Here is a 21,876-nt window from a genome sequence, read left to right on the forward strand (position 1 = left end):
CTTCCCGAAAAGCGTCGCGGGCCTTGTCGTATTGGATGGGCTTCCGATTTATGAGGTATTGAGCCGGATTGGCGTTTTGCGAAGAGCTAGTGGCATTGGTTCTTCTTTGCACAAAGTGAAAAAGCGGAAGCTGCGGTTCAGGCCGACCCTGACCTCTGGTATCCTTCGGAGGCAGCTCGTGGCCAAGAAAATAATCTGGACTACCTGGCCGCCACTCGAAGCCCAGGAGTGGTGCGCGGCACGCTTGCGGATTATCGAGTTGGGCTGGAGTTCGACTATGATGATGCCAGACGCGACAAGGAGGACGGCCGACGTCTGCACTGTCCCTTGGGCGTTCTTTGGTCACTGCACGACGACATGGAAAGCCTATACGGCGACCCGGCAAATCCTTGGGCGGACTGGAGCGATTAGATAGCCCTAAAGCAGGGCATCCTGAGCGGACTCTCCAGATGACGTTGCCCATCAAATCAGAGCCCTCTTCGCACGGGGATAATGAGCGTCTGCTTCTGGCGCAACGATTCCAAGGCGGCAGTTAGCCCTAAGTGGACCTCTAAATTCAGCTGCCTCAACCTGAAATGCTTTCTAAGTCTTCCCTAGTGAGGTTAGAATAGTGATGGCCCACTTCACCACCGAACCTTTCGAGCTTCAGGCCGAATGAACGGCAGAATGTGGCGTACTCGTTCTCATCGCTAGGGCGGGAAACTGGGCGATATAGACTTGGGATCGCGGTGAAACTATTTTCACCCGAAACAAAGCCGAAACCCGTCCTCGCGCGATAAAGGAAATAAGCAGTCTCGCACGCCCACACACGCTGCGCTGTGAATGCCCTATCGATTTGATCCTGAACTGACATGGCCAATATGACGCTTCGGTGATAGTCATACAGGGCACTGACATTCGACGACGCCAGCTCGCCTCTGTCATAGAGAGCGACAAATAGGACTTCGTTGCCCAGTTGAAAGAACATTGTCCCGGATTGCATATTGTGTACGAAATCGAAAGATGAATTTGGTGTAAGGGCCTTGAATCGAAGCACGGTGCCGAAAGGATCGGGAGAAATTTCTCCTTTTTGGGACCAAGTTTTATAGAGGCGCTGAAACAGCCAGATTTCGGAGCCAAAATCACCAACCTCCCAGAAGAAGGGGGATGTTGGAGAACGGATATCCACTTTGAGGGACGCGTTTCGGTGAATTAAACCGACGTGAACCTTGAAGGCCCAAAGATAAATTTCCTGTAGTGTAGCAGTACCACGAGACAATTTTTCTTCAATTTTGCCGAATCGAGCATTATGTTCTTTTGCAGCCGGGACAACGGCATTCTTATAAGAGATGGTGGTCCCATTCGGTATATTGTAGGTTTCTTTGTTTAATCCGTATCGCTTTTGCATCCATCGCGGGAGGACGTGCTCCTCTGTAGACGTCTCTTCTCCACTAAACATGCATTTCATTGCTTGCCCCTGTGTTTATTGGTGTTGATCCTCCTTTTAGAAGACAAGTGGCACGATGCAATACAACAAGTGGCTGCATCCTTTCCGCCCACATTCCATCCGAGCAGTAGTTGATGGAGCGTTGCCAATATCCGCTGTTGGCGCAAAGCGGCCAAAGTCGCCTTTTTGCCCAACGCAATCATTGGTGAGGTGACGAAATCACTGTACTTCAGGGCGATGGAATGACGGCTTTTGGTCTACATCGCGTCGGCACCCCCATTTGCGGTCCACTATTTTCAACGGAAAAGTTAGTCAGCGAAAATCAGCAGCGCAAAACATGAAATAGATGGCTGAAGTGGGATGTTAAGCTTCCGCATATAGCAGAGCGGGCGACAAAGATGGCAAAAGGTTCGTTATGAAAAGACTGTTATTCACTTATATAATTCCAACTATTGCCGCTGTTTTGTTGCTTCCATTCATCGTCTATCGTGTCTCTCATATTATCGATCCTGATTGGACATCCGATACACTTACCGGAATGAAACAACCAATGCTTTGTCAGAATGGTAACGATATTGTCCTCAATGGAGATTTGTCCAACAAACTTCAAGAACAGTGGGCGCAGCTCCTGATCTCTCACGCTGACAAGAAGCAGCTTCGCCTTTTTCTGAACTCCCGGGGAGGAAGCAATGACGTGGCGGAATCTATATCCAATGATGTCAAGAGACTTGGTATCACCACAGTCCTACCGGACAATTCCATATGTTACTCGGCTTGCCCTCTTATCTTTATCGGCTCCGAAAACCGCATCGCTGATCCGACCGCAAAATTGGGCTTTCATAGTCCAAGTTTTAGCTTTTTCTTCCATAGAGTCGGCGCAGGCTACGAGGATCGCGTTGAAGTCGCCATGAAAAGGTTCCCAGAATCCTCGAAATGGCTTGCGGACATCGATGCGTTCAAGTCTGACGAAATCAAATGGCGAACTGCGAAAATGATGCAAAGTTACGATTTAGATTTCGCTGTCATCCAAAAAATAGGGCCTATGCCTGCTTGCAATGGATGACGGAACTCTCAGAGCGAATGACCGCTCTTGGCGCAGGCTGCCAAATGCGAGCTGTCCCAGATGAACTTAAGCCTGTTTGGGAAGGCAACGAGGTCATGCAAACCAAGACTTTCCGGCACCAAAATTAACAAGGGTTCAATTGGGACAGTAGAGCGGTGGCTTTCAGTGTCATTTTGCCCTCAGCCTGAACCAACCCCATAAACACCTTCCGCGCCACACTGTGACGTGGTGCTCATGGAAGAGAGGTCAACTCCCACGGCAAGGATTTAGTGAACAATCCTAGGCTGTCCAGCATGTGTTCGACCATCCTTGGCATAGCAACGATAGCTTCGTCTCTTATATAGTAAATCCAAGGACGACTGTTGGTTGTCGAGGAAGTGAAAAACTTGCCCCACCCGTTTTTCTCGATTTCTTTTTCGAAGTTATCACGACGTTCGAGGCTCCATTCGAAGCCGCCGTGAAACATGTAGTTGCGATATCTGAACATCGCTTCGAACCAGGTCTTGAAATCCTGCGATAGAAACTTGTCGAGCCCACACGCTGAGGACAGTTGGGGCAATCCCCTGAAGATGTCGTTGTGCGCTTCCATTTTGCTGTCGAAATAGAACTGACAATTCCATCGATGTTTGTGTCCTTCAGCCCGCTTCCACCTCTTGTGACTGCCAGGATGTATGGATTTGCTATCATACATATCGCCAAGGGCAGTCAGAGCCTGCCCAATCGTACTTTCGACCATCGGGGCTATCATACCGATTGCAGCCATACTCTCTGCGGCGTCGCTATATGACGATTCAAACTTCATATCGACGTGACGGTTTTCCCAATGATGACGGTGCGGGCCATTGTACGCATCCAGCTCTGCAGCATCATCCTTGATGGAAGCAGAGAATGCCTCGCCTGCTTTCCGATTGCGGGATATCATTTGTCGCACAGCAAGAAGCTGTGCTTCCCAGTCAACATTACGAAGGAGTGTGTGGAGGTGATCTCTGTCATCAAGGAAGTTGTCGAAATATCCCGGCTCAAAGGCTTCAAATTCGCTTCCATCGAGGGATTTCACCATCGCTCTGTCACCTGAGTTGAATATATGATTGTTGGCTTAGCGCAGTTGTGAAGCATTGTCGTCTCCGGCCGAGAAAGCTGCTTTGGCGAACTGGTTTTGTCAGGTGGACCCTATCAACGAAAAAGGAACGAACAATCCGTACGTTCTGCTACCACCAGCTATTCCGAACCTCCAACAAGGGTTTTAAGGATGCATGTCTGGGAGGATAGGCAGATTAGATGGCTTTCAACGTCTCAGCTAAACTCAGCCGCCCGAGTATCCGCACACCAGTGGTGAATTCACGGAGAAAGTTAGTTTTCTCCATGATGTGGCTTAATTCACGCTTTAGATCGCTGTGACGATATTCCTTCTTTTTTCCCCCTAGGAACTCTTCATAGCTTTCCGAGTAATCACGATTCCGCGATAAATAGAAGATGGTCTCGGCATCTGCTATCTCATCCGAAGTCATCGTCGCTAAGATATCTTCCATGATGCTACTTTCTTTCTGACGACGGTCTTTCATTGCGTCAAAATCGCGAGCGAAATAGTCTAACCCTGTCCCGTCGTTGTCGCGAGGCGGATGCAATTCTCGCCATTTTTCCGAAAGAAAGATTGCTTTCTCATCACTAAGATGAACAAGCGGCGTCTCAACGCCGAGCATCGAATTCAGCTCTCGCTTTTTTTGAATTGTCTCCAGTGCGATTGTAAACTGTCGGTTTCCGATTTCGAATTGATGTTTGACTGCGGTCTTACAAACGTCAAATTTCGGCTCAGACCATTCTGTTCTCTTTGGGAGCATCCCAGCGATCACGAATAAGTCTGTTCTTGAGAGGTGGTTGGTGTGTGTGCCCGTTCTATGCGCGTCGCATAAAGCGGCGGTCCGATATTTCAGGTCCTCTAGGGTTTCCTTGAGAACTTCTAAGCTGTCACGCATCACTACGATATTCACGAGCACACGGTCTTGCATGCTTCGCTTACCGTCTCGATTTGTGTAGTATCGTAGCTCTTGGCCGTCATCATCGACTTTGGTGAGGCTTTCAACGAAAGGTTGAAGGACGTTCAGAAGACTTCGCAATGTCGCGTCGGGAATTTTGCGGTCAATCAAATGCTTCAGGTGAGATGCGATATCGTGATTTGGGACATGTCCGGAATCCAAAATACCAACTTTGACTAACTCGCCAATAATCAGTTTGAGATGAAGCTCAATAGAGTGCCGTGCGTTGTAAAGAATAGGGAGGACTAGCGTGTCCCTTTGGCTGTACAATCTTTTTTCGATAATCAAATTCGCTAAGTCGAGTGCCGCCTCGATGTATCCATCAGCGTAGTTCGCGAAATTGCCTTGTCTGCCTATGAAGGCGTTCCAGTCGCTATCAGCGTCGCGGAGATTAAAAAATGGATCATCGTTCATTTTGATAGCGTTCTCATGGTAACTGCACTATTCGACAGCTTTTTAAAAGCCATGTAAATGTACGAATAGCCATGTAGAATGAAGCGATCATTTTCTTTGCTCTGCGAGCATAAGCTGCTAACAGCCATTATGGCTCTACTCTGCTGTGACACTCCCGCGTACTTGGCTGGACGAATTCGTTGCCACCAGCGCCGTTATTAGAGCGATAATAGCGTGGCCGGTCGTGTTCCGATTATGAGCTTGTCCGAGGCTTTCGTAATTTTGGAAAACTTTTCTTACGGCGTCTCCCGCCATTCCAGCGACTCATTTCTTCGTATAGGCTTCTTCATTAATGTTCTTGGTTTGTACTGGTTTTGGAACATTGAATTTGTTGTAGAGGTTTGGTTGCCATGAGCCATGGAACGGTTGTCGATTTGTTTTGCGGTGCGGGCGGACTTAGCGAAGGCTTTCGTCAGGCTGGCTTCAGGGTCCTTGCTGGATGTGACTTTGATGATACGGCTGGGAAGACCTTCGCGGCTACTCACCCTGAGGCTACATTCTTAGGCGGTCGTATACAGGACGTCACTGTTGCACAGCTTCTGCGGGTTACTGGACTCAAGCCAGGCCAACTTGACGTGTTGGTGGGTGGTCCGCCCTGTCAGGGCTACTCCGTGTATAATCATCAGCGTGGCGTAGACGATCCACGTGCGGGCCTTTTTCGCGAATATTTACGCCTTGTGAAAGGACTGAAGCCGCGATGGCTGGTGATGGAAAATGTTGCCGGTCTCACTTCTATAGCTGACGGTGGCATTATACGTGAGATCGAGGAGGGAATGACGAGTCTCGGTTACAAAGTCGACTACAAAATTCTAAAAGCCGAGGAATATGGTGTCCCACAGGAACGCCGTCGCATTTTCTTTATCGCGAATCGCGTGGGCGCACCAATCGAGTTTCCCGTGCCAACACATGGGAAGAATTTGAAGCCCTTTGTCACGATCTGGGATGCTATCTGCGATTTGGCTCCTGTTGAAAATGGTGGCAAGGAAGAGCCCCAAAAATATGTTGCTGCACCTCGCAACCCCTATCAAGCAGAGCTACGCGGAAACCGAACGACTGCACCCAACCACTCCGCGCCAAAGCTTGGCAGCGTTAATTTGGAAAGATTGAAGCACATTCCTTCTGGCGGTTCTTGGCGCGACATCCCGTATGATCTTCTTCCAGAAGGCATGAAAAGGGCGAAGCGCTCCGATCACACAAAACGCTACGGAAGGCCTCGCAAGACTGACCTTGCATGCACGATCCTGACCAAATGCGATATCCATTGGGGTGCCTTCATACACCCAGAGCAAGATCGCGCGATTACAGTTCGCGAGGCCGCTCGCCTCCAGTCATTCCCTGATTCATTCGAATTTTCAGGATCGCGGACAGAGCAATATACTCAAGTTGGCAACGCCGTCCCACCCCTTCTCGGTAGGGCAGTCGCGAACAAGCTCATCGATATCGATGCGCTGAAAGCTGACAAGGCAGTTGCCTGATGGCGCGGCGGCCCCGGGTTGTTGATCAAGCGAAATACGGTATCGCGGAATGGTATGGGAAGCTTTACCGTAATATGGGCTCCTCCGAGCGCCAGTCGTATCTAGCCCCTGACTCGGTTCCTGAATGTCCATTTCTTTCCTCTACGCCCGAACTAGCTCCACGCGGGAGTACCAAATGCAACAAGAAGGGTGGCGTCTGTTCGATCAGAAATTTCACTGTCGGTGATGACGGTCAGGTCAGGTTCGGCCCCATAACTTCAACGTGTCCTAATCGCTTTCTCGAACAGCGAACGGTAATTCAAGGTATCGGCGGCACACTTCTGGGAACCCAAGACCCCCTAGTGGCAAAAGAAATCGCCTTTCTACAAAGGGTGACGGCGGCTCCTGTAGTCGGGGAGGATGCTGTCCTCGTGGATGAGGTTGCCGGTGAGCAGACCGACAACGAGGATGTTGGAAAAATTGACTTGGTTTTCGTGCATCCAGATCGCGCACCCATGGATTGGTGTGCGGTGGAAATGCAAGCTGTCTATTTTTCTGGCGGCTCGATGGCGCGAGACTACGACGCGATCAAGCGATATCTCGGTAATGGTATCCCTATGCCAGGTGCCGCTAGACGACCGGATTTCCGAAGTTCTGGCCCCAAACGTCTTATGCCGCAACTACAGATCAAAGTGCCCAGCTTGCGTCGTTGGGGTAAGAAGATGGTTGTGATTATTGACAGGCCTTTTCTCGATGCCATGGCTCCCATGGAGAAAGTCAGTCATGTCAGCAACTGTGATATTGTGTGGTACGTGGTCAACTATGACGAGGACGTCGAACCAGGCAAAGCAAAACTCGTGATCGACACTGTACTATACACGACGCTTGAAGCGTCTGTTGTGGGGCTTACAGCGGGTGTCCCGACCACTTTGCCAACCTTCGAGCAAAAGCTTGCTCAAAAAGTCGCAGCGCAGAAGGCTCAGCGTAATGCTGTCGTGACTCCAAGTGATCTTAAACTAGACCTGTAATTGGTTTTGAGCGTCGCAGTTCGTTCTCATCAACGCTTCACAGGCTCAATGTGATATCGCTTTTCGAACTCAACGAGAACCATTTCAAGCGTGGCCTCAAAGGCGCTTTGATCAAACAGCATCGCATTCTTTGCCTCATGGAGATAACGCCAGTCGAGGAAAGCATCCTTGTGCTGATGTAAAATGTCACAAATGCTGTAGTCGGCATGCAGAATATTGGGATAATGAGGAACGACCGACCTCTTGAACTCCGCGTCAAGTCTCTTTTGGCTGTCAGCCTTCAAACTATAAAACAGCTTCGAGAGATTATGGGATTTCATCACCTTTGGATCATCGTGGTCGAAAACAAACCAAGCTTTCAACGCCAATTCCATCGCCAGTGCCAAAAGCATAGGCTCGACGCCGATGTGCTCGCGTTCTTCAGGGTATGCTCGCATTCCTAAGCTGTTCTCTGGGAAGCTCCGAGTTTTTCTGAGGATCGCCTTTGCTGCTTTTCCAATTCTGATGGCGACCGTCAGGCGTGCACTCATGGCATGTCCTTGGAAAGGCCTCGTGATTGGCTTCTGCCAGAAAAAACAGTCCTCGCGTCGGCCAAGTTATTCGGAGTGTGAGTTTAACGGCTACGACTGCTATAGGCAAACTTGGCAGAGCGGATTTTCCGGGTCACTGGTTTGCCAAGAATTGACAGGGTTGCCGCAATGCAAACAGGTTGTGTCTTTGTCCTGCTCAGTCATGTCGACGGCATGTCCATCTGTATGCTGCCTAGCTCGACGGTCGAGATCAGCTTTTATCTCTTCTGCAGTGAAGCCACCCATCCGGGAAATCCCTCTTATTGTCTGGAAATTCAGCCATAATGGTCAAGATTCTGCCAATGGCCTTTCCCGACCCATCGCGGCATAACATCGTTTGCGCCCCAGTTCATCCGGTTATCCAGTTTTACTCCTCGTAACCCGGCAACCCTTTCTTTATTGCAGTAATTTCGCCGCTACGGCAGGGCCCGGTATAGGCTTTAGAACCACGCATTTTAAGGTCGTCAATCACAACACCCGCTCCAAGTGCCAGAGCCATAACATTCGTAGTCAACTTGTACCCATCATCTGAAACGTAGATTATAGAACCGCCTTCATTCTTCCCAACGAACTCATATCGCTTACAGCTCATTGCTTGGCGATCTCTCTTTCCTTCGCCATCGCACAACTGCGCTGACTTTCCAGATATGAGCGCAAAATATTCAACCTGTTCTTCTGTCTTTTTTTTCTTTGTTTCGGTGACCTTGTGATCAAACTGACAGACCATTGCCGTCCCGCTCTGGATTGCAACGTTCAAGTTCAACTTCGGTGGCTCTTCGGCTTGAGAACAGGCTGAAAATCCCATCAACGCAATCAGAAAAAGTATCGTGCGTTTCACTTTGCAATTCCCCGAGATGCAGTTGCAGCGCTGACCTTGAGTAACGCTTCCACCACAACTCAACCACACGGATCTAAAGACTCTGTTCCAATTTTTTTGCTAATTCTTTGCGATTGAATCAATATCTAAATAAATCCGGGTTGTGGCAGAACCGTCTTCAGAAGTCAGGCACGTCATCTTCACCTACAATGAACAATCCTGCCTCATGTGCCGCCTCCACAAAGGCAGCACGCGCGTCGTCCGGCGTATCATCTTCACTACCATTCAACACTGCATCGCAGACCATCATGGCGGTCAAATACGCCTCCCCATCGTTGGAGCTGGCCACAACCGCATAAGGCAATCAGCCAAGCTTACCGGATCACGTTTAGTCAAACCCTTGCTTTGGACGCCGCAAAAAAGCGTTTCGGCGTCGTTGGCTCAGTACAGATCGCTACCCTTGGAGTTGCGGGCCGTCATCAGAACATTCCACCCGCGCCTCGACAGCTGCCAAGCCGCATAGTGGAGCGCTGCGTTGCCTGTGACTTGAGAACTTTTCACGTCCATTGGATGTCTTCCTCTCAGTCTTCAAGATTAACGGCTCTACGAGGACCGCGCTGACGCTCAGCTACCCGATCTCGTTCAACCCCAGCCAGCCAGTTGATCGCAGTGTCGAGCGTCATCCATGCCACTTCCTTCGCCTGATCAAGGCCATCCTGCCATCGGGGCCAGGAAGGGGAATAACCGGAATCGACGTGCATCATATGAACTTTCCATCGACCCTTCGATTGCGGGAGTAGAGTGATGACGAAGCCATCTGTTTTGGTTGTCCAGCTGCCATCAGGCAGTCTTGTCCAGTCGAGTGCGTCATAGGTGCTTTTCAGGCGGCGCTTGTAGTGCCCTTCCAGTTTCACCAACGCCAGCAGTTCACCAGGCACCTTGATGTCATTCGCCAGTGCTCGATGAATGCCGCGAAGGATTGTCTTGTACGGACGGTAGTCACCCAACGAAGTCATGCGATCAGCCAGCTCGACCGGCGTCCAGCCCAACTCGTCCAGTCCCTTCTTCATTTCCGCCGACAGCTCCTCGGACGTCCATTCGCGTTCGCCAAAAATGCTTTCGATTGTCTCTTCATTTTCTTCCATGCATCACCTGCGTTCGTTAATTATGTCTCGACGATATAGACATATAATTTATATGCAAGAGACATAAGCTCTTGCTTTAGTGCTCATTGTCCACTAATTTGCGGAAAACGATGGTGAAATATCGTGGACCCTAAAATCTATCGCATTCGACACCTCAACGATGAGCTTCGCACCGAGGGCAGTTGCCGGAACGGGCGCATGGTCGCAGCCGGTCGTTTGGGCCAGGAATTCGAGAAGATTGGAGCCATAGGTGCTGCAGTCGCGGCCTTTGACGACTGGAACGAAGGGGACGATCCTTATGGCGAGCACGATTTCGGAAAGCTCGATGTCAACGGTGAGGAAGTAATCTGGAAGATTGATTATTACAGCCTCGACGAAATGCACGGCTCCGATCATCCCGAGGACCCGGCTGTAACCGTTCGTATCCTGACACTCATGTTTGCAGAGGACTACTAATGCCCTTGATCTCACTCTTCGCCGGGCTGGTCGCAGCCTCGACATTCGTCTCGCCCGCTCCGGCGCTTCCAGTTGTTGAGATCGCATCTGCGTTTGATACGCAGTCATTCACCGTGACCGACGGGGATACCATCCGCCTCGACGATGGCACCCGCGTTCGCCTCAATGGCTTCAACGCTCCGGAATCCCACAAGCCTCAGTGTGACCGCGAGGCAATCCTGGGTAATAGAGCAAAAGAGCGTCTTGAAGAACTGTCAGCCACCGGCAGGACGCAGGTGATTCAGGTGCAATGCGCTTGCAAGCCTGGCACAGAGGGGTCAGATAAATGCAACTATGGCCGCTCCTGTGGCATTCTCACGGTCAACGGCAGGGATGTTGGGGAAATCCTGATTTCTGAAGGGCTGGCGGTCCCATTCGTTTGCGGCAAGACCGGTTGCCCGCGCACACCAACGCCATGGTGCAACAAGGAGAACTGATGGCGAAGCTCGTAGGAAACTGGAGTGACGACTGGCTGGATATGTCGCCCTTCGTGGTACACTTCGCTAAACCGTCAGAGAAGTCCACTGCTTATGACAATTGCATGAGTATCCTGGCGGCTCGACGTATCGAAGCGCGATCTAAATTCGGCACTGGCAAAAATCACCCGGCCGCTCCGAAATCAGTATGCTTCAGCGAAATACCGCTTCACCATCTCAGCCGTTTGGCGAGCAAACGAGGCCCTTACGGAATTGGTTTTCGCAAAGAATTCCTTGTGTCACGGAATGGAGGGCCGATCATGTATGCTTATAAAGATACGGCTCATGCTTCCACAATGACGCACCTGGTCTTAAAGGCAAAAACCAATCCCTCTGATCCCATATGGGATGTGGCACCCTTCGTTGACCAGCCCGGTAAATATGGCTCGGTGGAGTATTTCTATGAGTGGGAACGCGAATGGAGGCATGTCGGCCACTTCGACTTCAAAGAGACCGATGCAGCATTTCTGATAATTCCAGAGGACGACCACTCCGTAGCTCGCGAATACTTTGCAGAAGCGGAATATGATAATCGTGGCCCGAATTACCGATGCCCCTACATAGACCCGTACTGGACAGATGAGCAGGTGAAGGCTGCATTCAATGAAACTCAGCCGTGACAGAATAACGTACGTCGGCGTGATCGAGCAGCCAATGGAAATTGCTCTCGATGACCTGCAGGAATTTGTAGCTTTAGGCATCGTGTGCAGGCTCTGTGATCGGGAAGGGTGGATTGACCGCTACGCAGTCCGTCGTAAATGGGGAAATGCCATCCTCGGCTCGATCCAGTCACGGCTTCGGTGTCTTGGATGTGGAAACAAAGAAGGTAATCGATGGATCGAAGGCAGACTGCCGAGGTGAACATAGATGACTATAATACAAGCCCAAGATGCCATCGCTGATCCGGAACTGGCACTACTTACCAGACTTCTGGCTATCGTCGATCTGGAACTAAAAGCAGTCCTAACAGACATCGATATTTCGAATGACGCGGAATCCGACGGCCTACTTGATGTTGGCGAGTTTCTCATTGGGACCGGCTTTGTTGCAATCCAACGCTATATAACGTCGATCCACACTGGATTGGGAAAAGACAGAGGCAGAGCACTTACCTCGCAGCCGCACATCAATGACGATGTTCCTCTCGCGCAGTTGCTGAACGCGACTGCAAATTACTGGAAGCACAGTGATGAGTGGTACGAGACAACGCTCCTAAAGAACAAGCACCTTGGCGACCGCGCTTTGGATACCATCTCGGTTATCGAACGTGTCACGCCGGTAGCTGATTACACCTGTTCCAACGTGCTTGCTGCAATTCTGAATAAACGCGATCTCGCATTATCCGGCTTGCTACCCATGCTGATGATGTGGAGAAACGAAGTGCTAAAGCTCAGCTGACGACAGATTGAAAACGTCTGCGTTATCTTGCTGCTCTCTGAGCCCTTTATATGCAGCGTGACGCAGCTTTCCATCAGCCGTCCACGCCCGATACTCGATTTCCGCAATCAAGGTAGGCTGCAGCCAGGTCACGCTGCGTTTCCCGGCGTAGAGAACAGGAGGGGCTTTTCTCTTCCAAAGCAGCTTGTCCATCGTCTTCCGAAGCTGCTCTGAATCACGCTCTTTGAAGCCGGTCCCAACTGATCCGACGTACGTCAGCTGGTCGCCTCGATAGGCGGCAAGTAGAAGAGATGAAAATCCTCCCCTCGATCCTGTCGAAGCCTCGTAACCGACGATCATGAAACTATCGCTCTGCACGCACTTGAGCTTGATCCACTCGCCAGTCTTTCCGGGCCTGTGTGAGCTATCGCGATCCTTGCCCACAATTCCTTCGAGGCCGAGACGACAGGCATGCTCCAGAAGGGCAGCAGGATCGGCCTCTACCTCTTCCGAAATCTTGATCGCGCCATCTTCGTGACCGGCGAGCATATCTTCCAGGAGATGCCGCCTGGTCGAGTATTCAGCTCTCCGGAGGTCGTGACCATCGAGGTAGAGCAAATCGAAAGCGTACATGATGGCAGGGCTGATCTCTTTGCCCTGCCGTCGCCCGACCGCGCCCAGGCTCGATTGCAGGAGGTTGAAATCGGAACGCCCCTGTTCATCGAGAACGACCGCTTCACCATCAATGATCATGCTGGCAGGCCCAAGAGCTTTCACGGCTTCGACGATAGCGGGAAATCTATGTGCCCAGTCGTGTCCACCCCGCGTCATGACCGCGACACGTCCTTGGTGCGAATGAACGGTGATCCGATATCCGTCCCATTTGACTTCCCAGCCCCAATCTTTGCCGTCAGCAGGAGGCTTCTGCCGCAGATCGCAGAGAGCTGGTTCCACGCGCTCCGGAAAGGGATCGAATGGCAGAGCTGGTTGCTCAGGATTGCGCCTGCGGATCGGGCGCGACTGCAGTTGTGCAGTCTCATCCCGCAGCAGGGGCTTTGATCGAGGAGGGCGTGGCGGCTTTGTCATGCACACAGTGCAACAGCAAAACCTTAAATCACCGTTGACTCGTTCGGGAGAGAGAACATAATAGGAACATTCCGACCGTCAACCCGATTGTATTCCATGCAGCTTGCTCGATCCTCCATGCTCACGCCTATACCAGTCTCGACGGTCATCCGAGAGGTGAAGACGTTCGGCTTGACGGTCTCTGCAGGATTTCCCTCACGGTATACGACCCGGATGGCCGATCTCCCAATTGCAAGATCGTATTAGGGACGGACGGGAGCGGCACCAACATCCTGCTGCCTCCTCAGGTTTTCCTTGTTCCTGATCGATTCAAGTATTTTAGTGAGATCGGACCACTGACCAATCCATACTGGTTCGACGTTCAACGATGACAATTCGACCTTCAAGGCTGTCCTTTGATTTCGAGCCTTCAATCGCTCCGGACCGCTTGTCCCTTGTAGGGGGCTCTGGACAATGGCGAAGTGCTTATGCGTCAGCTTGAGCCGTCTGCAGGTGTCGAGAAGGCGGCGTAAATTTGGATCACGCACTGAACATCCAACGAACAGGCAGGAGCTACTCATCAGCATGGAGAGCTGTATCAGGTTCGCCCAGCTGTATGGGTCGGAATACAGCTGATTGAAATCGGTCTCATCGAAGACGATCTCGATCTCCTTGCACTCCTCCAGACTTGCCCCGGATGGGAGCAGCCCATGAACATGGTAGACGTTGACGCCACCATAATTACTGTTCACCGGTCGGCCTGGGGTAAACGAGTGGAACCCCACACCTTCGACTGTCAGAGCCTCTTCGAGGATGTCGTCGAAATTGTATGTACATATGCGATCAGCACCGAGCAATGCGACTGCAGTCACAGCTTCTGACAGATCATGAGTTGTCTCATACAGGCTCTGCCCCACGTCGTAGACGAAGCGCGTCCCCAATAGTTCTCGGATCACCCGGGTCTTCGTGACATTATCGAGCTTGTCAATGGCCGATAACTCGAACCTTAGGCTCTTCTTCGGAATTCGGGATGAAACACGTTCGATGAGCTGATCCCAGCCCGGAAGGCCACACCCTTGGCTGATACCGGCTCCTACGAACACCGACAGCTTTCCATGGCGGTTCAATTGTCGGAGATGATCGACCTGAACGTTCAACGCACGATTTGTCAAATGCTCCTTGCTCTTCTTTCGCCACTTCATTGTCAGTCGCCCTCTTTTGGTGGTGTTGGGTCGAGTTAGCTATCGATCTCATGACATCGCGTGGCCGCATCAAATCATAGTTGTTTCCTTTTTTCCTTTTCCCTCGATCATCCTTATCGCCATTTCTCCGCCCCGGACACTTCATTGCAGCTCGATCCGTCAGGGTCGGCAATGAGCCCTTAGTAGGAACGCTGCGCCCGTGCTCCCAATGCTCGCCACGATCTGCATGTGCTTGAGTAGGGTCATTGCGTTTAAATTGCTTCCATCCAATTGGGCTTTGGGTTCGAATTAGGGGCACCAAAGTCGGCCGTACGGTTCCACCTACCGCTTCAAAAAATTAACCATAAGAACGTTCTTTTCGAGCGAAAAATGCTCGGTAATGAGGGCGTTGGCCGTAGGGTCGCGATCAAACGGTGAATTGTCCATAAGATATTGTATTCATTCACGTATCTCCCCAAAAATGCGGAGAGTGCAAGAAATTCTCAGCTAAAAATCAATTTTCTATCATTACTGGCTGAGGCTATCTAATTGTTTTATCGAGATTATTTTCGAATTTTTTTGATGCGAACCCGATTTCCAAAGGAATTCCACAAGGATTTTTCCTCAAATTCCAATAGAGCATCTAATTGAATTTCGGCAATAATTCCTTGCTGTATCAATGGCTTAGTGAATCGGTCCCCACTTGCAATTCCCATCTCGGTGGATCATGTTTGGGAGACGAGAGCGAGACCACTGAGCCGAAACCGGCGGGGCTTCGAACTTGGCGCGGACAACTGGTCAACGTCCGCGAGTGAGTGTGACCAGCAACGATCAGGTGAAAATGCAACCTGCCAAATGGCGGGAGCGGAGAAGCTATGGCTGAGGATCACCTGCAACGCGGAAGAGGTATGTAATGCGTATACAGCTGAATGGAATGAAAACATCGAAACCCCCCAGAACCAAGCTGGCCGGGCGAGGTCCATGGCCCCGCTTCCAACATGTGGCAGACACCGATGCCGAAGCGGTGGCTGCGGTCGCCCAGCAGCGTGCTTGAGAGGTGTACATGAAGAAGATTGCACATTTGACTCTCTTTACAGGTCACCTTCGCAATAGTCCGCGCAGTGAGGTTCACTGGGACACGATCAAATTTCTGAGGCCCTATGTCCTCGGTGCTAGCGGTGAGATCGGAGACACAGGCTGGACCGTAAGAATGGTCGAGGGTATCACTCAAGGCTCTTGCGGCTTTACCCTTCACCATTCCGGCCTTTGGCTCTTGTCATGCTTCATGGCATGGACTACTGCGGCTGATAATCCGATGTGGGGCGTGGTTGAGAAGGTCTCCAAGACATCTGTACCAAAGCCGGACCTGGTGCCGTGGCTGGCAATTCACGCCATGCCAGATTTTTTTTGGTTCACTGATCCTCATGCGATCATGGAGGCTGCCGATCTGGAGCGTTGCATCGCATGGACTGTCATTGAGACAATGGCGGGGCACTCCACCCGAGCAATCTGAGCCAAGCGCTCAGCCGAAGGTCAATCGGCACGTTGGTCGCACCAGCGGCTAATTCCTTGAAATCTAACTTGTAAAGCGTCCGCGTGCCGCAGGCGGCGGAGCTTTGCCAAATTTCAGAAAGGACTACCATGAGAGACATTTGTTTGGACACTATTCACCTGCCTGTCGCCAAGGAGCAAGAACTCAGGTGCGGGGCTGAGCCTGCGCAGCAGCGACTGCTGAAGGATACGATCTGATGGCAGCGTTGCCACCTGATTTTGATCTTGCCAGGAGCAAGATCATCACTCGGTTCTCAATTTATCGGAGCCGATACAAGCGATGCAGTCTTTGCATCATCCCAAGCATCGTCAGAAGGCAGGTTTTAGAAAACTGGCAGCAAGCCGTGACTGATAGCGAGCCATTCACAGTGATGGATGCGAAAAGAGTCGGGTCGGCAAGGTGCGGCGATTGCAGTCTGAAGGGATGGCCGAAAGTCTCGCTGGAGGACGGCACCCTGTTTTTACATTTAGCCAGCAACAACAGAAGGAAGATGAAATGAATCAGCGCTTTATGGAATTGAGTCGTGGAGGACAGTATCCGTATCCAATTGCAGGCCGAGAGGGAGCGTCAGCCCAATTTCTCATGCACGGTCATGATTTCCTGCAAGTCTGCATGCCGAACATCACCAAGACCGAAGAAACACAGATCAGGAAAGGCATGCTGAAAGCTGGGCTGATCCAAGATGGTCCTTTGATCTTGTTGCTGTTTCAGTTCGGCGACAAACTGATTTTCGAATGCCCATTCGACGTCCGCCTGATCGCTCCTGGTCGGCGTAACCTGCCTAACGTCACCAATGACAGGCAGCGATTTTGCTTCGACATCCATCTTGTCGATACGGCTACGAACCGAATTCGTGGCTTGAGGGCAATAACGCTGCCGACTGGTTTGACGGTGAAGTTCTTCGCAGCCGTCCAGGACCAGCTGGTTGACCGGCGCGGGCAGGATGCGTTCATCTGCAAATACCAACAGATGCCTTTGCCATCGCTTGCACAGTTGGCAAAGCTCGAAGTTTGCGGCCTTTAGGCCCACTTAACCCAAGCCAACAATTCAACAAACTTGACTGACGCAGCACGGGGTACCGTGTCGTCATAACGACGGAGCATGTCCATATGTCTGGTATCAGATTGAGGGAAATCGGCGCGAACGTTTTGAAGACGCCGGGGATTAAGGAACTGCCTGGCTCATTTCGCGTGTGGCGCGGTTGTGCCATCGAGACGTTCGTTTTCGACAAGATGGCATCTCGGCCTTCTAATTAATGTGGCCTGGGCTCAACAGACCAGGCCATAACTCGCACCCTCCAAATTTAAAACCTCGCAAAGCGTCCGCGTGCCGCAGGTGGCGGAGCTTTGCCCAAATCTAGAAAGAAGTAACATGAGAGAGATTCGCTTTGACGCCATGTTTCAGCAAGTCGCCGCCAAGGTCGAAGAACTCAGGTGCGGGACCGCGCCAGAGGAAATCAAAGGATCGACGACCGTGCGTGCTGCGACAGGCCTGATTGTCGGCATCAGTCTGAACAAAACGACCTTCACGGATGAGGGCGCTTGGTCCATGCTGGACGAAATCCAGAAGCGGACGGTCGTGCATTTTCGCCCCGTGTCGAAGTATGCTGCATGGCTTGAAAGTGACCTCGAAGACAAGAGGCTGCGCGAAGTTGCTGAGACAGACGAGCAGCGCTCGTTCCGGCAGTACATCGAATGGCAGGCTGAAACCACCTATTGTATGGAATTCGAACTCAAGGCTCGGCTGGCAGAGGCGATAGCCGTACTCGCCAAGCGTTCTTCGGTCGATGCGATGAGGGCCTTTACGAATGACGACGAGGAGGCCTTCCGAATGGCCTGGGCTCTTCAAGAGGTAGGCTCCGCGCTTAAAAAAATGGGGATCAAGCCATGACGCGCAACGATGAGACTCGCGAAATGGTTGACGTTGAAGACTTCCTCGCACGCTGGCGGGCGGATCGCGTAGCCGAGCGGGTCGCAGGGCAACCGTCGGAATTCTGGGCGGCTGTCAACAGAAGGCTCGAAAGTTCTTCTGACGGCACGATCAACATGGACCAACTCATTGGGTTGTTGCACATCGAGGGCTCGGATTGATGTTCATGCAGCTTAAGGGTGATGACCGATCCATCCGTCATGACAGCGTTTATCTGGAAATTGGGCGTTGCGTGGCCGCTGTTGCACGCGGCATGTCCATCCATGACCTCGAATGCTCATCTACCATCCAGATGGCCACGGCCTTCATTGTTGGCACTCGCTGCTGGAACAAGAATTGGAGCGACGAAGCAATCTGGAACCTGTTGGATAGGTGGCAGCGTCTCGCGGTCCTTGATCATGGGGCTCACCATGCGATGAGCGCGGTGGCAGTTGATGACACCTTCGGCGTTTGATCGATTGACATCGACCATCGGCCATTTTTGCTTTGACCTGTTTGGTAGCGCAGTCGCCCCACGTAATTTAGGGGCACGAGTGTTTAGCATGAGCAACAAATGGTGTTGCACGTTGATCAGCTAACACGGGCAGAGCCGCACGAGAGTCATTGCAGGTACCCGCTTGCGATAGGAGTAGGTTCCTGTCAACTGCTGAAATGCCAAGCCTTTTTAGATACCGAGTTTGGGCTGCGCAGGTCGAGGCTGATCGACAAGGTATCTTGGCGGCAGCTGTCGACGGTATTTCCTTGCCAATTTCAGGAGGACGATGGCCAGCATTTCATTTCGATGAGCTGCGACAAGCGACGCTCTAGCTGCCCGATGGCCGATGGTGGTGTCAGACTTGCTAAAACCAGCTCCGTTTGCATCTGCTGCGTGGTCCCAATCCTTGGCGGCGAACCATTTGACTGCGTTCCACGCTCTCGTCAGCTGGTCAGCGTCACATTGTGCGATCTGATAAAAAAGATTCGATCCGCGTTACTTTCGATCCAAAAGTGCGAAGTAATGGGGGGAGTGACCTTTCAGTCATCATAGGCGTCCTCGTCTGTCGGGTCGTATTCACCCTCGTACGTGGCGTCGAAATCGTGCTCCATGATGGCAGCTTCCGGGTCAGGAGGACCCAGTTCCCATCTGCGCTTGGCCTTTGCCGACGCATCTGGGTAGCGGGAAACCATCTGCAGATAGAAGAGCCTGTTTTCCGCCCGGCGTATGGCCTCATCACCGCAATAGCCAGCATCCTGCAAAGCCTTGCCGATCAGCCTCACCATGCCATCTGCAGCTTGCTGATGCTCCATGAGCCCCGACCGCTGGTAATGACCGATGAAAGCCGAGAATGCTGACGCTATCGCGGTGTCTAAGTCATCCGTCTCCGGAATGCTGCGACGCTTAACCGCGGCCCTCCAGCGAGCCGTCCGAGCCGCTCCTGCGCTGACATATTCCTGTGCGTCCATCGTCGTCTCCCGTCACATTGTGAGTTACCGTCACAGTGTGATTGTTCACGACGCAAGAAACCCGGGCTTTCCCGTCGGCCAAATCGAAATAAATCTTATCGCCAGCAAGATGAGTTGTTTCAAACTATTTTAACTTGCGTTTACCGTCCCGAAAACAAGCTTTGCCCAGGCAATTCAATAACTTTGACAATGTTGACATCATGGACATTAACTCAGGTTTACATCTAAAGGAGCCTGAGTTGTCCGATCTCTCCGCAGCAACCGCCTTCAAGAAGTTCGACGTCGAGGACGGCTCGGTTGAGGGCGCTTGGCTATTGTCTCCGCTTGAAGAACTGATCCCGACAGGGGCGTACGAAGGCAACACCATGGTTGCGGCAGATGCCATCCTGGTGATCGCTGACGGGATCGAGCAGAATGGTGTGGCAACGTTCGCTCTGCGCCCTCCAGCTTCGACCTGATCTTGGGTCAACCCCGTTTCCGCTCTATAACGTCGAACGTGTCCTCAATTGTGAGGATGTCAGACCTTTTCCACGGTCCAACGATGACGTCACCTGGGAAATCATCATCTGAATTTCTCTCCTGAACACCTTGGAAATCAAGCGTTCGCGTTTCGAACGGTGTATAGTGCGTAGCCCCCTGTAAGGGGACGCCTTCTTTCCTTTCTTCCTTATTGGAGGATACCGTCGAAGGAGATACCGATGAAGGAGAACTGGAACTGGAACTGGAAACGGAATCAGAACCGGCAACTGTCTCCTGAACACCTTGGGAATCAAGCGTTCGCGTTTCGCACGGTGTATAGTGCGTAGCCCCTATGGAATAGGTCCCATCATTGATAGATACCTTAGCTTCCTGAATGGCATCGGATATATAGGCACGGGACCTACCAAGCTCTGCACAGATATCGGTAAACGACTTACCCTCATCACGGAGAACAATAGCCTGTCGACCGATTAACAGACGCTCACGACGTTGATCTTCTCTCGATGCCTTCTGACCCTTCTTCTCAATTCTCCATGCCTTGGCGCGAGCTGCTGACCGTTCTGCCTTGATGTCAGCCGAACACAGGTCTCGGAGACCGGCATCACTCATCTCGTCTTCAGAAATATCCAACCATTCGATGATCGTGGATGACCTGAAGCGATACCGGATATCGACCGGTTCTCCATTCCACTCGACGGTCTCACCAGCCAGAGCGTCCACAGCTTTGCGATAGGCGGTTCCCATGGCACCGTCGATAGAAGACTCCGTCCAGGTGCCGCCTGACCACTCAGTGGCCTTCTCGCGTATCACAGGAATGATTGCTTCTGGCTTAGTAGTATGGCTGAGAGCGCATGTGTAGATGAACAGGAATTTGTCCTGCATGCCCTTCTCGATCCGGCCATCAGGTGATCGATGTTTGATGAGGTTCTGGATGTCTTCCATCCTTGTGCTCCACAAACCCATGGCCAATCCGTCAGGCCGCTTGCGCTTCTTGCGTTTACCGGCATTTCGTTTTGCGCGCTCGTCGGCCATCGATATCAATTGGGCCTTCGTGTGAGGCAGCCAAGCATCAGCGAGATCGTTGAATCTATACCGGCGCAAGTTCGCAGGATCGCCCCACACCAGCTGAACTCTATTGCGGCTGTCGTCGGCTTTTGAATTGACGGAGCCTACCAAGCGAAAAATCCTGGCTGCATCGGCGGCGCTCTTGTCCGGATTATATCGAGCTAAAGGTTTTCCCAGTCGTTTTTGTACGGCGGCCCATTTCGAAAGCACCTTTGCCCCGAGCATCTCATGCAACCATACACACAGCAGGCCGCGCCCGGAAGAAAGGATGAAAGAGGGTAAAAGTTTACCAGCGTCTTGAAGGTCATGAATTACGTTTCTTGCAACGGCCTTTGGGCACCGGCCACAAAGGCTGGTCTTGTGGTAATCGAGATCGAGATAGGTGCTCTCGATGGTGCAGACTTCGGACGTCTCGCGACGACGCCTGAAAGTGGCCATCGATACGTACAAGTCTCTGCCAGCACCAGTGGTGAGATAGGACCTTGCCTTCTCGGCGGCATCCTCGGTCCGGCAATAGGTCGTCGACCAGTCGCCTTTGCCATCGTCACCATCGCCGACGCGATGAAGAAACGCGACCTGACCTTGACGCTTTTTGCCTGGAATTTTGGGGTGGATGGCGTTGATGTATTCTTCAACGCCAAAGCCGTTGTCAGGCTTCCATTCAGCTTTTGGCTCGAAGATTATGTCTAGAATATCTTCTCCAGACAGTTCCTTTTGGTCAATATATCCGTTGTAATTAGCTACGCCCGCAGTCATCATAATTGCATCTCCAGAAAGACCGACGCGAGAGGCTGCAACCTCAATGACCGTCGGTTTTTCTATGTT

At 51.7% G+C, this 21,876-nt stretch carries 25 protein-coding genes; 14 read left to right on the forward strand and 11 right to left on the reverse strand.

What is annotated here, in order from left to right; genetic code table 11:
* Positions 1-565 precede the first annotated feature (565 nt).
* Positions 566-1,447 (reverse strand): hypothetical protein, encoded by an 882-nt coding sequence (locus ASF69_RS01625; RefSeq protein ID WP_062584663.1) that lies wholly within the window; start codon positions 1,445-1,447, stop codon positions 566-568.
* A gap of 394 nt (positions 1,448-1,841) precedes the next feature.
* Here ASF69_RS01625 and ASF69_RS01630 point away from each other — a divergent pair, with 394 nt between their 5' ends.
* Entirely contained in the window at positions 1,842-2,489 is a 648-nt protein-coding gene (locus ASF69_RS01630) for a hypothetical protein (protein WP_062584665.1), read from the forward strand.
* Positions 2,490-2,721: 232 nt separating this feature from the next.
* On the opposite strand, the gene ASF69_RS01635 is transcribed toward ASF69_RS01630, so the two are convergent.
* Both ASF69_RS01635 and ASF69_RS01645 read right to left on the reverse strand, forming a co-directional pair.
* On the reverse strand, positions 2,722-3,549 hold the full coding sequence (locus ASF69_RS01635; RefSeq protein ID WP_156461954.1) for a hypothetical protein: 828 nt from the start codon (positions 3,547-3,549) through the stop codon (positions 2,722-2,724).
* A gap of 214 nt (positions 3,550-3,763) precedes the next feature.
* Positions 3,764-4,936 (reverse strand): hypothetical protein, encoded by a 1,173-nt coding sequence (locus ASF69_RS01645; RefSeq protein ID WP_062584670.1) that lies wholly within the window; start codon positions 4,934-4,936, stop codon positions 3,764-3,766.
* Positions 4,937-5,325: 389 nt separating this feature from the next.
* On the opposite strand from ASF69_RS01645, the gene ASF69_RS01650 reads away from it, so the two are divergent.
* Positions 5,326-6,450, forward strand: coding sequence for a DNA cytosine methyltransferase (locus ASF69_RS01650; RefSeq protein ID WP_062584672.1), 1,125 nt, complete (start codon positions 5,326-5,328; stop codon positions 6,448-6,450).
* 74 nt (positions 6,451-6,524) lie between these two features.
* Complete coding sequence (locus ASF69_RS01655) at positions 6,525-7,457, forward strand: NotI family restriction endonuclease (RefSeq protein WP_244475380.1); 933 nt, start codon at positions 6,525-6,527, stop codon at positions 7,455-7,457.
* A 29-nt stretch (positions 7,458-7,486) separates the two neighbouring features.
* Here the strand turns inward: ASF69_RS01655 and ASF69_RS01660 are convergent, their stop codons facing one another.
* The 4 genes from ASF69_RS01660 to ASF69_RS01675 all read right to left on the reverse strand — a co-directional run bounded on the left by ASF69_RS01660 (position 7,487) and on the right by ASF69_RS01675 (position 9,988).
* Positions 7,487-7,987, reverse strand: coding sequence for a hypothetical protein (locus tag ASF69_RS01660; protein WP_062584675.1), 501 nt, complete (start codon positions 7,985-7,987; stop codon positions 7,487-7,489).
* A 406-nt stretch (positions 7,988-8,393) separates the two neighbouring features.
* Positions 8,394-8,864: a hypothetical protein gene (locus ASF69_RS01665; RefSeq protein WP_156461955.1), complete on the reverse strand. Its 471-nt coding sequence runs from the start codon at positions 8,862-8,864 to the stop codon at positions 8,394-8,396.
* Between the two features lie 157 nt (positions 8,865-9,021).
* Positions 9,022-9,162, reverse strand: coding sequence for a DUF982 domain-containing protein (locus tag ASF69_RS22660; RefSeq protein ID WP_082469593.1), 141 nt, complete (start codon positions 9,160-9,162; stop codon positions 9,022-9,024).
* 262 nt (positions 9,163-9,424) lie between these two features.
* Positions 9,425-9,988, reverse strand: coding sequence for a hypothetical protein (locus tag ASF69_RS01675; protein WP_062584679.1), 564 nt, complete (start codon positions 9,986-9,988; stop codon positions 9,425-9,427).
* Positions 9,989-10,111: 123 nt separating this feature from the next.
* On the opposite strand from ASF69_RS01675, the gene ASF69_RS01680 reads away from it, so the two are divergent.
* The 4 genes from ASF69_RS01680 (at position 10,112) to ASF69_RS01700 (ending at position 12,357) form a co-directional block, all read left to right on the forward strand.
* A complete protein-coding gene (locus tag ASF69_RS01680) occupies positions 10,112-10,444 on the forward strand; it encodes a DUF3768 domain-containing protein (RefSeq protein WP_244475361.1) in 333 nt (110 codons plus the stop codon).
* Positions 10,444-10,920 (forward strand): thermonuclease family protein, encoded by a 477-nt coding sequence (locus tag ASF69_RS01685; RefSeq protein ID WP_062584683.1) that lies wholly within the window; start codon positions 10,444-10,446, stop codon positions 10,918-10,920. Before ASF69_RS01680 ends, ASF69_RS01685 begins: the two co-directional genes overlap by 1 nt.
* Positions 10,920-11,579: an abortive infection system antitoxin AbiGi family protein gene (locus ASF69_RS01690; protein ID WP_062584685.1), complete on the forward strand. Its 660-nt coding sequence runs from the start codon at positions 10,920-10,922 to the stop codon at positions 11,577-11,579. The genes ASF69_RS01685 and ASF69_RS01690 overlap by 1 nt, the downstream gene beginning before the upstream one ends.
* Before the next feature lie 247 nt (positions 11,580-11,826).
* On the forward strand, positions 11,827-12,357 hold the full coding sequence (locus tag ASF69_RS01700; protein WP_062584689.1) for a hypothetical protein: 531 nt from the start codon (positions 11,827-11,829) through the stop codon (positions 12,355-12,357).
* Here ASF69_RS01700 and ligD read toward each other — a convergent pair.
* Both ligD and ASF69_RS01710 read right to left on the reverse strand, forming a co-directional pair.
* On the reverse strand, positions 12,343-13,422 hold the full coding sequence (gene ligD / locus ASF69_RS01705) for a non-homologous end-joining DNA ligase (RefSeq protein WP_062584691.1): 1,080 nt from the start codon (positions 13,420-13,422) through the stop codon (positions 12,343-12,345). The genes ASF69_RS01700 and ligD overlap by 15 nt on opposite strands.
* Before the next feature lie 242 nt (positions 13,423-13,664).
* Positions 13,665-14,603 carry an SIR2 family protein gene (locus ASF69_RS01710; RefSeq protein WP_062584693.1) on the reverse strand — a complete coding sequence of 313 codons (939 nt, stop codon included), beginning with the start codon at positions 14,601-14,603 and terminating at the stop codon, positions 13,665-13,667.
* Between the two features lie 1,042 nt (positions 14,604-15,645).
* Here ASF69_RS01710 and ASF69_RS01715 point away from each other — a divergent pair.
* From ASF69_RS01715 to ASF69_RS01740, 6 genes are all read left to right on the forward strand, one after another.
* Complete coding sequence (locus ASF69_RS01715; RefSeq protein WP_062584695.1) at positions 15,646-16,095, forward strand: hypothetical protein; 450 nt, start codon at positions 15,646-15,648, stop codon at positions 16,093-16,095.
* 235 nt (positions 16,096-16,330) lie between these two features.
* Complete coding sequence (locus ASF69_RS01720) at positions 16,331-16,633, forward strand: hypothetical protein (protein WP_062584697.1); 303 nt, start codon at positions 16,331-16,333, stop codon at positions 16,631-16,633.
* Positions 16,630-17,157 (forward strand): hypothetical protein, encoded by a 528-nt coding sequence (locus ASF69_RS23015; protein WP_156461956.1) that lies wholly within the window; start codon positions 16,630-16,632, stop codon positions 17,155-17,157. The genes ASF69_RS01720 and ASF69_RS23015 overlap by 4 nt, the downstream gene beginning before the upstream one ends.
* 348 nt (positions 17,158-17,505) lie before the next feature.
* On the forward strand, positions 17,506-18,024 hold the full coding sequence (locus ASF69_RS01730; RefSeq protein ID WP_062584701.1) for a hypothetical protein: 519 nt from the start codon (positions 17,506-17,508) through the stop codon (positions 18,022-18,024).
* The gene (locus ASF69_RS01735) at positions 18,021-18,224 is read left to right on the forward strand and encodes a hypothetical protein (RefSeq protein ID WP_062584703.1); all 204 of its coding nucleotides are present in this window, start codon (positions 18,021-18,023) and stop codon (positions 18,222-18,224) included. The genes ASF69_RS01730 and ASF69_RS01735 overlap by 4 nt, the downstream gene beginning before the upstream one ends.
* Complete coding sequence (locus tag ASF69_RS01740; RefSeq protein WP_062584705.1) at positions 18,224-18,517, forward strand: hypothetical protein; 294 nt, start codon at positions 18,224-18,226, stop codon at positions 18,515-18,517. The genes ASF69_RS01735 and ASF69_RS01740 overlap by 1 nt, the downstream gene beginning before the upstream one ends.
* A 560-nt stretch (positions 18,518-19,077) precedes the next feature.
* On the opposite strand, the gene ASF69_RS01745 is transcribed toward ASF69_RS01740, so the two are convergent.
* Complete coding sequence (locus ASF69_RS01745) at positions 19,078-19,506, reverse strand: hypothetical protein (protein WP_062584707.1); 429 nt, start codon at positions 19,504-19,506, stop codon at positions 19,078-19,080.
* 239 nt (positions 19,507-19,745) lie between these two features.
* Here ASF69_RS01745 and ASF69_RS01750 point away from each other — a divergent pair, with 239 nt between their 5' ends.
* Positions 19,746-19,964, forward strand: coding sequence for a hypothetical protein (locus tag ASF69_RS01750; protein ID WP_156461958.1), 219 nt, complete (start codon positions 19,746-19,748; stop codon positions 19,962-19,964).
* 7 nt (positions 19,965-19,971) lie between these two features.
* Here the strand turns inward: ASF69_RS01750 and ASF69_RS01755 are convergent, their stop codons facing one another.
* Complete coding sequence (locus ASF69_RS01755) at positions 19,972-21,810, reverse strand: hypothetical protein (protein ID WP_062584711.1); 1,839 nt, start codon at positions 21,808-21,810, stop codon at positions 19,972-19,974.
* Positions 21,811-21,876: the final 66 nt, after the last annotated feature.

Origin of the sequence: Rhizobium sp. Leaf311, from assembly GCF_001423445.1 — a bacterium.
Taxonomy (GTDB): domain Bacteria; phylum Pseudomonadota; class Alphaproteobacteria; order Rhizobiales; family Rhizobiaceae; genus Agrobacterium.

Bases quoted from the DNA above. Each gene is read 5' to 3' on its own strand.
- ASF69_RS01625 (WP_062584663.1), bottom strand. From the start codon at position 1,447: ATGAAATGCATGTTTAGTGGAGAAGAGACGTCTACAGAGGAGCACGTC.
- ASF69_RS01630 (WP_062584665.1), top strand. From the start codon at position 1,842: ATGAAAAGACTGTTATTCACTTATATAATTCCAACTATTGCCGCTGTT.
- ASF69_RS01635 (WP_156461954.1), bottom strand. From the start codon at position 3,549: ATGGTGAAATCCCTCGATGGAAGCGAATTTGAAGCCTTTGAGCCGGGA.
- ASF69_RS01645 (WP_062584670.1), bottom strand. From the start codon at position 4,936: ATGAACGATGATCCATTTTTTAATCTCCGCGACGCTGATAGCGACTGG.
- ASF69_RS01650 (WP_062584672.1), top strand. From the start codon at position 5,326: ATGAGCCATGGAACGGTTGTCGATTTGTTTTGCGGTGCGGGCGGACTT.
- ASF69_RS01655 (WP_244475380.1), top strand. From the start codon at position 6,525: ATGGGCTCCTCCGAGCGCCAGTCGTATCTAGCCCCTGACTCGGTTCCT.
- ASF69_RS01660 (WP_062584675.1), bottom strand. From the start codon at position 7,987: ATGAGTGCACGCCTGACGGTCGCCATCAGAATTGGAAAAGCAGCAAAG.
- ASF69_RS01675 (WP_062584679.1), bottom strand. From the start codon at position 9,988: ATGGAAGAAAATGAAGAGACAATCGAAAGCATTTTTGGCGAACGCGAA.
- ASF69_RS01685 (WP_062584683.1), top strand. From the start codon at position 10,444: ATGCCCTTGATCTCACTCTTCGCCGGGCTGGTCGCAGCCTCGACATTC.
- ASF69_RS01690 (WP_062584685.1), top strand. From the start codon at position 10,920: ATGGCGAAGCTCGTAGGAAACTGGAGTGACGACTGGCTGGATATGTCG.
- ASF69_RS01700 (WP_062584689.1), top strand. From the start codon at position 11,827: ATGACTATAATACAAGCCCAAGATGCCATCGCTGATCCGGAACTGGCA.
- ligD (WP_062584691.1), bottom strand. From the start codon at position 13,422: ATGACAAAGCCGCCACGCCCTCCTCGATCAAAGCCCCTGCTGCGGGAT.
- ASF69_RS01710 (WP_062584693.1), bottom strand. From the start codon at position 14,603: ATGAAGTGGCGAAAGAAGAGCAAGGAGCATTTGACAAATCGTGCGTTG.
- ASF69_RS01715 (WP_062584695.1), top strand. From the start codon at position 15,646: ATGAAGAAGATTGCACATTTGACTCTCTTTACAGGTCACCTTCGCAAT.
- ASF69_RS01720 (WP_062584697.1), top strand. From the start codon at position 16,331: ATGGCAGCGTTGCCACCTGATTTTGATCTTGCCAGGAGCAAGATCATC.
- ASF69_RS23015 (WP_156461956.1), top strand. From the start codon at position 16,630: ATGAATCAGCGCTTTATGGAATTGAGTCGTGGAGGACAGTATCCGTAT.
- ASF69_RS01730 (WP_062584701.1), top strand. From the start codon at position 17,506: ATGAGAGAGATTCGCTTTGACGCCATGTTTCAGCAAGTCGCCGCCAAG.
- ASF69_RS01735 (WP_062584703.1), top strand. From the start codon at position 18,021: ATGACGCGCAACGATGAGACTCGCGAAATGGTTGACGTTGAAGACTTC.
- ASF69_RS01740 (WP_062584705.1), top strand. From the start codon at position 18,224: ATGTTCATGCAGCTTAAGGGTGATGACCGATCCATCCGTCATGACAGC.
- ASF69_RS01745 (WP_062584707.1), bottom strand. From the start codon at position 19,506: ATGGACGCACAGGAATATGTCAGCGCAGGAGCGGCTCGGACGGCTCGC.
- ASF69_RS01755 (WP_062584711.1), bottom strand. From the start codon at position 21,810: ATGATGACTGCGGGCGTAGCTAATTACAACGGATATATTGACCAAAAG.